The sequence below is a fragment of the Carbonicoccus niuqiaonis genome (genome assembly GCF_050157065.1).
Classification (GTDB): domain Bacteria; phylum Actinomycetota; class Actinomycetes; order Propionibacteriales; family Propionibacteriaceae; genus Avipropionibacterium.
This window is the reverse complement of the sequence record NZ_CP189573.1, coordinates 3,500,844-3,514,626: the sequence shown is the minus strand read 5'-3', so window position 1 is coordinate 3,514,626 and position 13,783 is coordinate 3,500,844. Positions and strand designations below refer to the sequence as shown.

The following is a 13,783-nucleotide window of genomic DNA, read 5'->3' as shown; positions in this document are numbered from 1 at the left end:
AGCCTGCCCCACAGGTTTCAGCAAGGTAACGAAGTGACTTTTGGGCAGAAGGCAAGGCGACACGCGGATGACATCCAAGAAATTACGGGGGTGTGATTTGTGCTGCGCCGGCCCTCCTAGGATGTCGGTGTGGCCGTGGAGATGAGTGTCGAGGAGTTCGAGGCGGAGGTCGATCGTGCCCTCGACGTGGTGCCCGACGAGCTCGCCCGACTGGTGACGAACTGTGTCGTCCTCGTGGAGCCCGAGCCGCCGGCGGGGGAGTCGAGCCTGTTCGGCCTGTACGAAGGGATTCCTTTGACAGAAAGGGATTCCTCGTACGGCGGCACCCTGCCCGACCGGATCTTGATCTTCCGTGGGCCGATCCTGCGGCACTGCCGGACGATCGAGGAGGTGCACGAGGAGATCTCCATCACCGTGGTGCACGAGATCGCCCATCACTTCGGTATCGACGACGACCGACTGCACGAGCTCGGGTACGCCTGATCGTTCGGCCACGAGGGCTCCCGACCCGACCTCGCGCGCCGAAGCGCATGATCAACTGGGCTCGAGTTCGGGTTGAGAGTCTTGGCCGGTCAGAGGTCGGGCCGGTACACGATGATCATCACCACGGAACTGATGCCGGCCAGGCAGAGCAGGGCACTCAGCCAGCCGAAGGAACGGGCGTCCGGCAACACGGCCGACTGATGGGTGGCGCGGGTCGCGCGGCGGTGACGCCGGCGTGAGGAGAGCGAGATCATCAGCCCACAGGCCATCGCGGCCACCGCGATCAGCACCCCCAGCACCGGGGAGACGGTGCCGACGAATCGGGCGATGACCAGGGTGCAGACGGTGACGGCGAGTCCGGTCCGACCCCAGGCGAGCCTCGTCCGTTCGGCCTGCAGTCCGCGATCCCAGACGTGGTGCTCCCACGGCCGGGCGTCGTCGGCGCCGTCGTCGGTCACGGCAGCAGCAAGATCAGGGCGATCAGCGCCACGACCACCAGGACGAGCACCAGCGTCGGCATCACCGGTGAGGAGGGGAGTGGCCGTGACTCGCGGAGCGCTCGTTCGTTGCGGGCCCACCGGAAGAAGGCGCTGGCACCGCACAGCACGCCGGTGACCACCAGCACCAGCGAGGCGGCCCGGGCCTCCACCTCCATCGCGGGCTCGATCGCGACCAGGGCGAAGATCGCCACGCCTGCGGTCAGGAAGGCCAGCCCGGTCCGGATCCAGGCGAGGAAGGTGCGTTCGTTGGCGAAACTGAAGCGGGCGTCAGGTTCGTCCCCGACGGTGTACACCCACTTCGGCCAGCGCCGAAGGGGCCGACCCTCCGGCCGGGCAGGCTCTTCGCCAGATTCATCACTCACGGTTGCACACTAGCGACCGGCAGCAGCCAACTCTGGGTGGCGGTGCTGACCCACCGTGCGGCGTGGCCCAGATGATCATCGGGCAGGTACCCCGCCTGCAGGTCGGTCCCGGGCACCTCGGTGGCGCCGGACCGCGCGGCGACCGCTGCCCGTACGGCATCGTCGTCGACGGCGACCGCGACCACCCGCAGCCGTTGCTGGATCACGTTCACCGCGAGGGTGTCGACCACCTCGGCACCGAACGAGGGGGCCACCAGGACCAGGCCGACCTCAGTGGCGGTCAGCCGCTCGAGTGGGTTGAGCACCTCCCGGACCGAGGTGATCGGATCGGCGCAGACCAGGACCCGAGGTTCGTCCAGGACGGCACGGCGCGTGGGGGAGTCGGTGACGAACCCCTCGTCGGCGAAGCCGTACGCGATCGGGTCGGTGGACTCGAGATCGGTGGCCAGCGCGGTCCGGTCGCGCCCCGACATCTCGCGTGCGGTCCCCCTCGGTGGCCGACGTGCCGCCTCCGCCAGGACGTACGACGGGGCTGGGGCATCGTGCGGCAGTCCGGGGATGTCCCGTTCCGGGGCGCTGTGCAGCTGCGCCTCCTCCCCGCGGCGTCGGGTCCGGTCGTGCAGGGCGCCGTACGCCACCACGGCCACCCCGATCACCAAGATGCCCAGCGGCAGCAGCATCCACGTCTCCACGGACCCAGCCTGCCACGATCCCCGTTCCCTGAGCGTGTCGAACGTCCCCTGAGCTTGTCGAAGGGGTGGAGCCCTGCCGATCACCGATCGGGCAGTTGGAGAGGCGTCGCTCCACCGAGAGGACAGCCGGAGTGGTGGGGCGGGAGGTGTTGTCCTCTCCAACTGCCCCGTCGATGAGCGATGACGCGACTCTGCGCGCGCTACCCAGGTCGCGACGATCGCTACCTGAGGAGGATGCCTGCGCACGTGGTCGACGAGCAGCCTTGAGATCATGACTGCAACGCACCCGACAGCAACAACGAACCTGACGCCAACACTGTCGCGCGGCCCTCGTCGAACCGGACCCCTGCTGCGCATCGCCCCAGCGGCGGCCACGCTGGGCGCGATCCTCGCCGGTGGCGCCGCCGTCCTCGCACTGGCGACCGGCCGCGGCGCGGACTACTCCGCCATCTTTCCGCCACCATGGCTCGGGCTGGTCGGCGCCGGCCTGCTCGGCATCGCCCTCGTACTGGGGTGGCTGTCACCCGGGAGGTCGGCGCAGGCCGCGTCCTGGACCGCAGCCGCCGTCCTGCTGGGGGCATCCGGCGGCGTGGTGCTCGACGGGTTCCGCGCCTTCTTCGCCGTCACCGGCATCCCGGCAGGTGACTTCGCCGAGGTCGACCTCCCCGGAGCCGTCGCCCGGCTGAGCGCGCTGGGCGCCTCCTTCGGGGCCATCCAGTTGGCGCGGCGGGCCAGGCTCGACGGGGGATCCGCACAGCGCCCGGTCACCGCCCGGAGCCGACGGATCGTCCGCGTGCTCGGGCTGCTCCTCTGCCTGCCGTACCCCCTGCTGAAACTGGTGTGGTGGTGGCAGGGTGAGGACAGCGCCTACACCGTGGGCTTCCCCGCGATGGAGTTCGCGCTGTTCGGACTGGCTGCCGTCGTGCTCATCGGCCTGACCGCGTCGCGGACGCCGGCCGTGGCCCGGGTACCGCTCCTGGTCGCGGGTTGGGGTGGAGCCTTCGCACCGCTGAGCATGGGTGCACTGATGGTGTTCGGAGTCCTGGCGCAGGCCACGGGGCTCGCCGCGTCGCCGCTCACGCTCGGGGATCCGAGTCGGATCATCCTGGTGGCTGCGGTCTACGGCACCTGGCTGCTGCTCGGTGTGGTGCTCGCAGCGGCTACCGTGCTGTACGGGGAGGCCCGGCCAGCTCGTGGGGTGCGAGGACGATCCGACGAGGCGAGCAGAGGCGCGGAGTGACCCGGAGCAGCATGCACCGCAGCGGATTCCTGCTGCTCGTCATCGGCTCCGCGGTCCTGCTGCTTCCCATGACGATCATCATCGCGGTCACCTCGCTCCCGATCGGCGGCGGAGTCGTCGTCTCGCTGGCCGCGACCGCCGCTCACGCCGCCCTCTTGGCGCTGCGTCGGGCTCCGACCACGGCCCTGCTCCTGATCACTGCGGCGATCGCCGCGCAGGCCGTCGTGACGGGGCTGTTCGTGCTGTTCCCCTCCGGCCTCCTGCTGCTCGTCGGACTGCATGCGGCGGCCTCGCGTGGCGACCGTCGGGTGGCCCTCGCCGTGGCGGCGATCGGCCCGATCGTGGCCGCCATCCGCTACGCCGTCGACCCGGCGGTGGTACGGAGTCCGTTCGGGCCGGAGCCGTGGCTGTTGGCGGTCCTGCTGCTGGCGGTCTCCGCGGTCGCGATCGTGCTGGGGTTCCTGCGGCGTTCGGAGCTGCGCGCCGCCCGCTCGGACGACGTGCGGCGAGAACTCGAGGAGCAGGGGCGCATCCACCGCGAGGAAGCAGTCGCGGCCGCCGAGCGGGCCCGGATGTCGCGCGACCTGCACGACGTGCTGGCCCACTCGCTGACCGTGATCGTCGGTCAGGCGCGGGTGGCCCGTTTCGCTCCGGGGCAGGCGATCGCAGCACTGGACGTCATCGAGGAGACGGCTCGCGAGTCGCTGAACGACCTCCGGGCGGCACTCAGAACCCTGCGCGACGGTGGTCCCGGGTCGGACCCCGGCCCCCCGCCCGGACTGCCCGACCTGGACGCCCTGGCCGCGCGGATGGAGGATCTCGGCCTGCGCATCCGACGACGGACGGTGGGTACGGCGCGTGTCCTGGATCCCGCCACCGAGCTCGTCCTGCATCGCTTCGTGCAGGAAGGGCTCACCAACGCCCTGCGTCACGGTGACGGGATGCTCGACTGGGAGCAGCGTTGGGGCGAGGATCGCCTCGTGGTGATCCTGCACAACACGGTCGCGTCCCCGGCTCGCGAGACCGTCGGGGGCGGGCTTGGCCTGCGTGGGATGCGGGAGCGTCTCGACACCGTCGGCGGCTCGCTCACGGTGGACCGCTCGAACGGCTTCACGGTGACCGCGTCGGTGCCGCTCCTGCCGGTCGTGGCCGAGGGCCCCACGTCGACGGCGGAGGCGACGTGATCCGTGTCCTCGTCGTCGATGACCAGGACCTCGTCCGCGCCGGGGTCGTCGCCACCGTCGACGCCCAGGCGGGGATGGCGGTCGTGGGGGAGGCCGGCGACGGAGCCGAGGCGGTCCGGGCGGTCGCCGCGAGCAAGCCGGACGTGGTGCTGATGGACATCCGGATGCCGGGCACCGACGGTCTGGAGGCCACGCGACGGATCCTCGCTGCCGACCCGGCCGCGCGGGTGATCGTGCTGACCACCTTCGATGCCGACGAGCTCGTTCATGCCGCACTTGCCGCCGGCGCCTGCGGGTACCTCGTCAAGGACGCACCGATCGCGGAACTGACCACGGCGATCCAGGCCGCTGCACGTGGCGACGCCGTACTCTCACCCGCCATCACCGCCCGCGTCGTCGAACGGCTCCTGGCTCATCCGCCCGCCGGGAGTCCCGACGTGGTCCCGCCGGCCGCCGACTCGCTCACGGATCGCGAGCTCGAGATCGTACGCCTCGTCGCCGACGGCCTCAGCAACCTGGAGATCTCCCGCGTGGTCTACCTGTCCGAGGCCACGGTGAAGACGCATGTCGGTCGGGTGCTGATGAAACTCGCGCTCCGCGATCGTCTCCAGGTCGCGGTGTGGGCGCACCGCCACGGCATCGCACGACCACCCGACACACCGGTCAGCCCGAACCGACCGCGCCGTACACCCTGACCCCCGCACCGAGGGGGCAGTTGGAGGGGGACGCCCGCACCGAGGGGGCAGTTGGAGGGTGACGCCCGCATCGAGGGGGCAATTGGCGTGGTCGATCCCGCCGGATGGCCCCGCCGAGTGCCCTCTCGGTGAGCGAAGGCCTCGCAGGCCGGGTGATTCTGGCGACCGTCAGGCTGCGGCGGGACCTGTAGCATGTGCCTGCCCCCGTAGCATAGTTGGTCAATGCAGCGGACTTTTAATCCGCGGATCGTCGGTTCGAATCCGACCGGGGGCACCGCACCACAGGCGTCCGCGGGAGCCACAGAAACTCGTTGCAGTACGACAGTGGCCCCGCCTACAGTGGGCTCCTGCCCCACTCCCTGCCGCAAGGACACCACCGTGCTGATCGACGAGCGCCACCCAGCCGTTCTGCGCTGATTCGCTCGCCCGCACACCGCGTGCCGGGGCTCGAGGAGTCAGCATCCCGCTGACCACCTCTGGAGCCTCCTTGTCACACCCGAACCCTGTTTCGCATCCGGCCGTCGTGCTGTCCGGGCTGTCGTACGCCTGGCCGGACGGCGACGTCGCACTCGACGCGATCGACGCCACCTTCGGCGCCGGCCGCACCGGACTGGTCGGGGCCAACGGCACGGGCAAGACCACGCTGCTGCGCCTGCTCGCCGGCGAGCTCACCCCGACCGCCGGATCGGTCACCACCACCGGTGCGGTGGGACTGCTGCCGCAACACCTCACGCTGCGCACCGCGGACACCGTCGCCGACCTGCTTGGTGTCCGGGAACGCCTCGACGCCATCCGCAGCATCGAGACCGGCCGTACGGATCAGGCACTCCTCGACGTCGTCGGCCACGACTGGGAGATCGAGTCGCGCAGTCTGGCCGCACTCACCCGGGCCGGCCTGCCCGACATCGGTCTCGACCGCACGATCGACCAGCTGTCCGGAGGCGAAGCGGTGCTGGTCGCCCTCGTCGGACGGCGGCTCGCGGCGACGCCGATCGTGCTGCTCGACGAGCCCACCAACAACCTCGACCGCACTTCGCGACACCGGCTGTACGACATGATCACGCGTTGGCGTGGCGCCCTCGTCGTGGTCAGTCACGACGTAGCCCTGCTCGACCTGATGGACGACACCGCAGAACTGCGGGCCGGCTCGCTCACCGTGTTCGGTGGGGCGTGGACCGCGTGGACCGAACATGTCGCCGCCGAGCAGGCGGCCGCCGAACAGGCCCTGCGGACGGCACGGCAGGCACTGCGGACCGAGCGACGGCAGCGGGTCGAGGCCGAGACCAAGCTGGCTCGACGAAGCCGCTACGCCCGGACCGACTACGAGAACAAGCGGCGACCCAAGACGATCATGAAACAGCGCGCCAGTGAGGCCCAGGTGTCGGCCGGCAAGCTCCGCGGCGAGCTGGACGAGAAGGTGGACGCCGCCCGCGACCTCGTCGACCGGCAGGCCGACCGGATCCGCCGGGACGACCACATCAGGGTCGATCTGCCCGACCCGAAGGTGCCGGCGAACCGCCGCCTCGCCGAACTGCGCGACGGATCCGGCACGGTCGTGACGGTGCAGGGGCCCGAGCGGGTCGCCCTTACCGGCCGCAACGGCATCGGCAAGACCAGGCTGCTGGACGGCCTGGTTGGCCTCGGCGGGCCACCGACGGCGACCGGGGTGCACGCGATCGCGCACACCGACCGCATCGGGCACCTGCCACAACGCCTCGACCACCTGCCCGACGACGTCAGCATCCTCGATGCCGTACGGCAGGCCGCCCCTGACTCACTTCCCGGTGACCTCCGGAACCGCCTTGCCCGCTTCGGATTCCGGACCGGCGCCGTCCACCGCCCGGTGGCCGAGCTGTCGGGCGGTGAACGGTTCCGGGTCGCGCTGGCACAGCTGCTGCTGGCCGATCCGCCTGCCCAGTTGTTGGTGCTTGACGAACCCACCAACAACCTCGACCTGCCGACCGTCGACGTCCTGGTGGACGCCCTGACCGGCCATCGGGGTGGACTGATCATCGTCAGCCATGACGACGCCTTCCTCGACCGGCTCGGGCTGCACGTCCGTCTGCTGCTGGACGAGGCCGGGTTGCACCATGATCAACAGTGAGGGGTCTCGACAAGCTCGACGTGCGTTCATGACAACGCCCCCGCCGCCACGAGGGCAGCGGGGGCGATGTCGTCTCGACGGGCGTGGGTCGCGTCAGCGGCGTGCCCGGCCCGGGTTCATCGACAGCCCGATCAGTACGGCGTCATGATCACTCGAGCGGAACGCGTTGGGCGCGAAGATCGCGTCCTGGGCGTCGGCCTTGAAGGTCATGTCGTAGTCGAGCAGGCTCGTCTCGTCGGCGTTGATGTGCCAGACCGCCGCACCGGTGACCTCATTGGCCAGGGCGGCGTTCGCCAGCCCGTGGTCGAGGTAGCCGAGCTGGCCGTCGAACACGTACGAGTACGCCTCGGCGCCCTGGAACTTCTTGATCAGGTCGGTGTAGCCGGTCTTGGTCAGCGCCGTGATCGGATCCTCGTGGTCGTAGGCGTTCAGGTCACCGATGATCAGGTTCCGGCCGCTGCCGGTCCTGGTCGGGTTGCCCTCGAGCCAGTCGGCCAGTGCCTCGGCGGCCACCGTACGGGTGCCGTTGCAGTTGCCCTGACCGTTGGGGTCCTCCGGGTCACCGACGTCGTTGCAGTCCGAACCCTTCGACTTCAGGTGGTTGACCGCCACCGTCACTCGCGAGCCGGTGCCGCGCACCCCGAAGGTGTGCGCCAACGCCGGCCGGTTCTTCATGGTGTTGAACCGCTCGTCGACCGTGCCGTCGAGCACGGCGAACTTGCCCACCGGGTGCACCGACGACCGCTGGTAGATGAACGCGGTGGTGATCTCGTCGGTGCCGAGCTTGCCGGTCTCCAACGCGGTCCACTTCGTGCTGCCGGCCGCCTCGTTCAGCGCCGCCACCAAGGTGTTCAGTGCGACGTCGTCGTTGTTCTCGATCTCGAGCAGGCCGACGATGTCGGCGTCCATCTCGTTGATGGCGGCGACGATCTTGGCCTGCTGGCGCTCCAACTCCTCCGGGGTGTCGGCGCCACGGCTGCCGAGGGTGGTGAAGTAGTTGAGCACGTTGAACGAGGCGACCTGCACGTCGCCGCCGACCTGCGGCACGGCCGGCCGCTCATTGGCCGGGGTGTGCTCGGCCGGCTGTGTCGGCTGGATCCGCCACAGGTCGAACCGGTAGTCGAGGACGCCGGTCACGCCGTTCAGCGTGTCACCGCCGCGGAAGAAGTTGGTCAGCCCGAACTCGCCACCACCGGGGTGCAGGGCGGGGTCGGGGTTCTGCCAGCTCCGGCCGTCGTCCAGGGTGATCCGGTTGGCGGCGTTCGCGGCCGCCACGGCCAGCGCCTCCGGGGAGCCGGGATCGGCGACCGCGGTCGGCTGGTGCTGCCGGGACGTGCCGATGGCGATCTCGCCGTACCGGCCGTAGTTGTAGTACTCGAGGATGTGCATGGTCTGCGTCATCGTCACCCGCATGCCCTCGAGCGACTCACGCTCGGTCTCGCTCATCGGCAGCGTGATCGGGGTGGCGGCCGGCAGTTCGGCGGTGCCACAGGCCACCAACTCCTCGACCGTCAGCTCGGTCATGCCGTAGTACTCCGAGACCTCCCCGCGGATCCGCAGCACGTCACCGGCCGCGACCTCCGCACCACCTTGGGCGAACACGAAGATGCCGTCCGAGGTGGCCGGGTTGTCGTCACCGGCGTCCTGCACGTAGTAGCCGTTGAATCCGCCCACCTGGAAGTCGCCGACGACGACGCCCTCGGTGACGACGGTCTGCTGGACCATCGGGCTGGCGGCCCCCTCGCCCTGGATGGCGCCGATGGCGGTGGCGTCCGCCCCACAGGTCATCTCGACCGGGGTGGACGGCGACGTGGTCGGGGAACCGGTCGGCGACGAGGTCGGCGTCGGGCTCGGGGTGCCCGAGCACTCGGTGGTGTGCTCACCGAGACCGTCGAAGGTGTCCTGCGGCAGCACCTCCCACTGTGCGGTCGGGTCGAACGCGTCGTTCGGGTTGGTGTCGCCGGTGCAGACCGACGGCAGCCGCCGCAGCGTGTGGTTGGCCGTGGCGCCGTTGCCCCACGACGAACCCGGGTCCACCCCGAGCTGGCCGAACGAGTCGACGACCACCGAGCCCTGGCTCAGCAGGATGGTGTCGTCACCGTTCCACAGGCTCGCCCCGGTGGTCTGTTGGGCGTACTCGGCCAGCAGGTCGTCGGCCACCACGTGAGTGCCCTTGGCGGCGACGGATCCGGTCAGCTGGATCGTGGTGCCGGCACTGCTGGAGCCGTTGAAGTAGACCTGCAGCGAGTACCCGGCCAGGTCGACCGCGGCCTCGGACGGGTTGTAGATCTCCACGGCCTTGTTGGTCGAGGAGCCCTCCACGTACTCACTGATCAACAGGGCGGACGTCGCTGCCCTGGCGGACGTGCTGCCCACCGCGGCGATGATCACCGCCGTCATCGCAACCGTCACCATGGCGGCGACGTACCTTCTCATCTGGCCCATCTCGGCTCCCCGGGGATCTGTGTGGAAACAAGGTTCTGCGGCACGCTACGAGAGCGGGAGGGGCAGCGATGCCCCGTACGGATGGACTTCGGGTGAACTCTGGTTGTCGTGCCGATGGCTCGCCCTTTGGACAATCCCGACGGCATCGCCCACCCTTGGACCATGAAGTCGCTGCCGTGGATCGTCGGCCTCGTGCTGGTGGTCCTGCTGTCGGCGTGCACCGGAGGGACGCCCGGTCCCGACGACCCCGACCGACCACTCGACGAGGTCGCCGCGGAGGTTGCGGCGGCCCTGACCTCGGGTGAGCTGGCGGCCGCGCCGATCACCGATCCGCAGGTCGCCCAGGCCGACTACGACGAGATCCGCCGTGGCATGGACGAGGTGCTGCCGACGGTGACCGCCGGTGAGGTGCGGTTCGACCAGGGAATGGGGTTCGTCCGGTTCGGATTCGGCTGGGCACTGCCCGGCGGCGAGTGGACCTACGACCTCGAGGCACCCTTCGTGCTCCGCGACAACCGCTGGCTGCTGCAGTGGGGGCCGACCGTGGTCCATCCACAGTTGTCGGCCGACACCCGGCTCGTGCACACCCGGACCCAGGCCCCGCGGGGCAACGTCGTCGGCCGCAACAGCGAGGTGTTGATGTCGACCATGCCGGTGCTCCGGCTCGGCATCGACAAGACCCGGGTCACCCCGCAGCAGGCCGAGACGTCGGCACGCCAACTCGCCGACCTGCTGGACGTCGACGCCGACGGCTTCATCGACCGGGTCACCGCTGCCGGGGAACGCGCCTTCGTCGAGGCGCTGACCGTACGGACACCGCGCAGCGGCCTGCCACCCACCTTCGGTGACATCCCGGGCGCCCTGGCCGTCGACGACGAGCAGGTGCTCGCGGTCGAGAAGGGGCTGGCCGCAAGCGTGCTCGGCACGGCAGGCAAGGCCACCAAGGAGGTCATCGACTCCTCGGAGGGCAAGGTCGTCGCCGGCGACACGGTCGGGCTGAGCGGACTGCAACAGCGCTACGACGACCAGTTGCGGGGGACGCCGGGCAGCCTCGTCCGGATCGTGTCACGCCCGCCCGCGCCGGCGACCTCGTCGCCCGCTGCGGGCTCGGCCGCTCCCTCGCCTGCCTCCCCCACGCCTGCCTCCCCGGCGGCAACCCCGACCCCGATCGAGCCGGTGGAGCTGTTCGCCACCGACCCGGTCCGGGGCACCGACCTGATGATCACCCTCGACCTCGACCTGCAGGCCCGCGCCGACAAGATCATGGGGCCGGTGGGCCCACCCGCCGCGATGGCGGTGGTGCAGCCGTCGACCGGCGAAGTGCTGGTGCTGTCGGTTAGCGGCAACGCGCAGAACCAGCCGCTCGCCAACTTCGGTCGGTACGCCCCCGGCTCCACGTTCAAGATCGTCACCGCGTTGGCGTTGCTGCGCGCCGGGCTCACCCCCAACTCGCCGGTGCAGTGTCCGCAGACCACCGTCGTCGACGGCCGGGTGATCAAGAACTACGACGACTTCCCGCCGAGCCGGGTCGGCACCATGCGACTCCGGGACGCGATCGCGCTCTCGTGCAACACTGCCTTCGTCAACGAACGTGACCGGCTCAGCGGGCCGGCGCTGCGCGAGGCCGCGGTCAGCCTGGGCATGGGTCATGATCATGACGCCGGGTTCCCCGCCTTCTACGGGCTGGTGCCGGACCCGGAGAACGTCGTCGGGTTGGCCGAGGCCAGCTTCGGGCAGGGGACCGTGCAGGCCTCCCCGATGGCGATGGCCGGGGTGGCCGCCTCGGTTGCGGCCGGCCGTACCACCGTGCCGTACCTGATCAGTGACAACCGCCCCAAGCAGCCCGGCAAGCCGCTCACCCCGGGTGAGGCCGACCAGCTCGCCAGCATGATGACCGCGGTGGTCAATGAGGGCAGCGGTCGGTCGCTGCGCGGCAAGGTGGTGGGCGCCAAGACCGGCACCGCCGAGTACGGTACGGCCAGCCCGCCGGCGACCCACGCGTGGATGATCGCGTACGGCCGTGACCTGGCGATCGCGGTGATGGTCCACGACGGTGAGTCGGGCAGTGGCACCGCCGGACCGTTGATCAGCGCCTTCCTCGGCTGACCTGGGCCAACAACGTGGTCGATCTGATCCACCTGGTGAATCGGATCGACCACGTTGTCGGGGCATCAGGCTGGCCCGGGGCCTTGCTCGAGACAGGCGGTTCGTGCTTGCATGGAGCACGCACATCATGGATCCCCCATGCAGCATGACACGACGGAGTGTGAATGATGGACCAACGATCCGATCGAACCATCCGCCGCCGGCACTTCCTGGCACTGACCGGGGCCGGGCTCGGCGCAGCCAGCACGAGCTGGATTGCGGGCACCGCCTCAGCGGACTCCGATGCCATCCACGTCCGCGATTTCGGTGCGATGCCCGATGACGGCGTCGACGACACCGCGGCCATCAGGGCAGCGATCGCCGCGGCGATGGCCCGTTCCCGCCCGACCACGGTGCACTTCGACCCGGGCACCTACCACCTGACTCCGGATCCCGACGGGGGCGCCAGCCTGCCCATCGACGGTGCGGTGGGACTTGCCCTCGTCGGCAGCGTCGCCGCGGATGGACGCCCGGCCACGAGGCTGGTCGGCGGGCTGCCGCTGGCCAACGACATCGCACCCGCCACCCAGTTCACCCTGACCGACTGCCACGCGCTGACGCTGCAGAACCTCACCCTCGACTATTCGCCGCGAGCGACGTCGTCGGGGGAGGTGGTCGCCGTCGACCCCAGCTCCGACGTGGTCGAGGTCGACGTGTTCGAGGGGTCCACCCAGTTCGACGGCATGCGGTGCTACTCGGCGAACAGCTGGAACCTCGAGACCGGTCGGCTGAATCGCGTCGCCCCGCTGACGATCGGCACCAACCCCGCCCAGTTCGACAACCTCTGGCAGAGCGTGCCGGGTGGAGGTGGACGCCGGTACCGCATCACCGGTCACGGCTTCTCGGACCGCGTCGCGCCGGGTGACGGCGTGTCATGGCACTTCAACGTGGTGGGTGGCTCGTACAACATCTTCGCCCTCGGCTGCCGCGACCTCGTCATCGAGAACCTGCACATCCACAACGCGGTCGGGATGGGGATGCTCGCCGGCTACGGGCACAACGTCACCCTCACCCGCGTGGTCGTCGAGCCGGTCGGCGACCTCGCTGTCGGTCCCCGTGATGCGCTCCACCTCTCCAACAGCACGGGCACGTTGAGCGTCACCGACTGCTACATCAAGGGAGTGCGGTGGGATCCGCTCGTGTCGCGGAGCTCCTTCCTGCGCGTGAGTGACACCGGCGACGGCCGGTCCATCCTGGTGGCACCGGTCAGCGCGGGATCGCGTCAGCTGCCGTTCACGGCAGGAGACACCTTGACCTTCTGGGCCGGGGCACTGCCGGGCCACGCCGACGTCGTTGCCGCGGAGCCGGTGGACGAGGCAGGCACCGCGTTCCGCGTCCGGCTCGACTCGGATCTCCCCGCCGCAGCGGGGGTCGGCACCTTGCTGAGCAGCAGCGGCCACGAGTGGAGTTCAGCGCGGCTGAGCGGCACCACCATCGAGGACAACATCGGCACGGCCCTGGTCTTCATGAACCGCAACCTGAGCGTGAACGGCTGCAGATTCGCCAACAACGCGTATCACGACATCGGGCTCGGCACGACGAGCGCCGGCACCGGGTCGTTCGCGCGGGACGTCACGATCCGCGGCAACCGGTTCGAGGGCTCCGGGTGGGTGAAGAAGTACACCAGACACCCTCGGACGGCCGCGATCCTGACACTGGCCAACAACGGTGCCTTCAGCAACCAGGCCTACAACAGCGGCATCACGATCCAGGGCAACTCGTTCCTCGACCTGGACACAAGGCCGTTCCAGACCGGTGTCTACCTCCGCAACGCCCGCGACGTGCAGGTGCACAACAACCGCTATCAGCGCGTGGCCGGTCGTGTCGAGGTCGACGAGAACTCCACCGAGGACATCGACGTGCGCGACTGAGAGACCCACGGCGACCGTCAACGTGGTCGATCCGATCCACCTGGTGAATCGGATCGGCCACG

Annotated in this window: 11 protein-coding genes and 1 tRNA gene; 8 read left to right on the top strand and 4 right to left on the bottom strand. The window is 69.9% G+C overall.

Annotation, left to right across the window (positions count from 1 at the left end; all coding sequences use genetic code 11):
* Window positions 1-129: 129 nt before the first annotated feature.
* On the top strand, window positions 130-483 hold the full coding sequence (locus ACQBAU_RS16025; RefSeq protein ID WP_465255650.1) for a metallopeptidase family protein: 354 nt from the start codon (window positions 130-132) through the stop codon (window positions 481-483).
* A gap of 89 nt (window positions 484-572) precedes the next feature.
* Here the strand turns inward: ACQBAU_RS16025 and ACQBAU_RS16020 are convergent, their stop codons facing one another.
* The 3 genes from ACQBAU_RS16020 to ACQBAU_RS16010 are packed head-to-tail and all read right to left on the bottom strand — an operon-like array spanning window position 573 to window position 2,037.
* Window positions 573-941, bottom strand: coding sequence for a DUF202 domain-containing protein (locus tag ACQBAU_RS16020; RefSeq protein ID WP_465255651.1), 369 nt, complete (start codon window positions 939-941; stop codon window positions 573-575).
* Window positions 938-1,345 (bottom strand): YidH family protein, encoded by a 408-nt coding sequence (locus ACQBAU_RS16015; RefSeq protein ID WP_434548071.1) that lies wholly within the window; start codon window positions 1,343-1,345, stop codon window positions 938-940. The genes ACQBAU_RS16020 and ACQBAU_RS16015 overlap by 4 nt, the downstream gene beginning before the upstream one ends.
* The gene (locus ACQBAU_RS16010; RefSeq protein WP_465255652.1) at window positions 1,342-2,037 is read right to left on the bottom strand and encodes a hypothetical protein; all 696 of its coding nucleotides are present in this window, start codon (window positions 2,035-2,037) and stop codon (window positions 1,342-1,344) included. The genes ACQBAU_RS16015 and ACQBAU_RS16010 overlap by 4 nt, the downstream gene beginning before the upstream one ends.
* A gap of 271 nt (window positions 2,038-2,308) precedes the next feature.
* On the opposite strand from ACQBAU_RS16010, the gene ACQBAU_RS16005 reads away from it, so the two are divergent.
* The 5 genes from ACQBAU_RS16005 to ACQBAU_RS15985 all read left to right on the top strand — a co-directional run bounded on the left by ACQBAU_RS16005 (window position 2,309) and on the right by ACQBAU_RS15985 (window position 7,260).
* Window positions 2,309-3,277 carry a hypothetical protein gene (locus ACQBAU_RS16005; protein WP_465255653.1) on the top strand — a complete coding sequence of 323 codons (969 nt, stop codon included), beginning with the start codon at window positions 2,309-2,311 and terminating at the stop codon, window positions 3,275-3,277.
* Window positions 3,274-4,461 (top strand): sensor histidine kinase, encoded by a 1,188-nt coding sequence (locus tag ACQBAU_RS16000; protein WP_465255654.1) that lies wholly within the window; start codon window positions 3,274-3,276, stop codon window positions 4,459-4,461. Before ACQBAU_RS16005 ends, ACQBAU_RS16000 begins: the two co-directional genes overlap by 4 nt.
* Window positions 4,458-5,156, top strand: a complete 699-nt coding sequence (locus tag ACQBAU_RS15995) for a response regulator (RefSeq protein ID WP_434548075.1) — start codon at window positions 4,458-4,460, stop codon at window positions 5,154-5,156. The genes ACQBAU_RS16000 and ACQBAU_RS15995 overlap by 4 nt, the downstream gene beginning before the upstream one ends.
* Before the next feature lie 200 nt (window positions 5,157-5,356).
* Window positions 5,357-5,430, top strand: a tRNA-Lys gene (locus ACQBAU_RS15990).
* Between the two features lie 213 nt (window positions 5,431-5,643).
* Window positions 5,644-7,260 carry an ABC-F family ATP-binding cassette domain-containing protein gene (locus tag ACQBAU_RS15985; protein WP_465255655.1) on the top strand — a complete coding sequence of 539 codons (1,617 nt, stop codon included), beginning with the start codon at window positions 5,644-5,646 and terminating at the stop codon, window positions 7,258-7,260.
* 93 nt (window positions 7,261-7,353) lie between these two features.
* Here ACQBAU_RS15985 and ACQBAU_RS15980 read toward each other — a convergent pair whose 3' ends face one another.
* Entirely contained in the window at window positions 7,354-9,696 is a 2,343-nt protein-coding gene (locus ACQBAU_RS15980) for an ExeM/NucH family extracellular endonuclease (RefSeq protein ID WP_465255656.1), read from the bottom strand.
* A gap of 171 nt (window positions 9,697-9,867) precedes the next feature.
* Here ACQBAU_RS15980 and ACQBAU_RS15975 point away from each other — a divergent pair, with 171 nt between their 5' ends.
* The gene (locus ACQBAU_RS15975) at window positions 9,868-11,811 is read left to right on the top strand and encodes a penicillin-binding transpeptidase domain-containing protein (RefSeq protein WP_465255657.1); all 1,944 of its coding nucleotides are present in this window, start codon (window positions 9,868-9,870) and stop codon (window positions 11,809-11,811) included.
* Between the two features lie 164 nt (window positions 11,812-11,975).
* The gene (locus tag ACQBAU_RS15970; protein WP_465255658.1) at window positions 11,976-13,721 is read left to right on the top strand and encodes a right-handed parallel beta-helix repeat-containing protein; all 1,746 of its coding nucleotides are present in this window, start codon (window positions 11,976-11,978) and stop codon (window positions 13,719-13,721) included.
* Window positions 13,722-13,783: the final 62 nt, after the last annotated feature.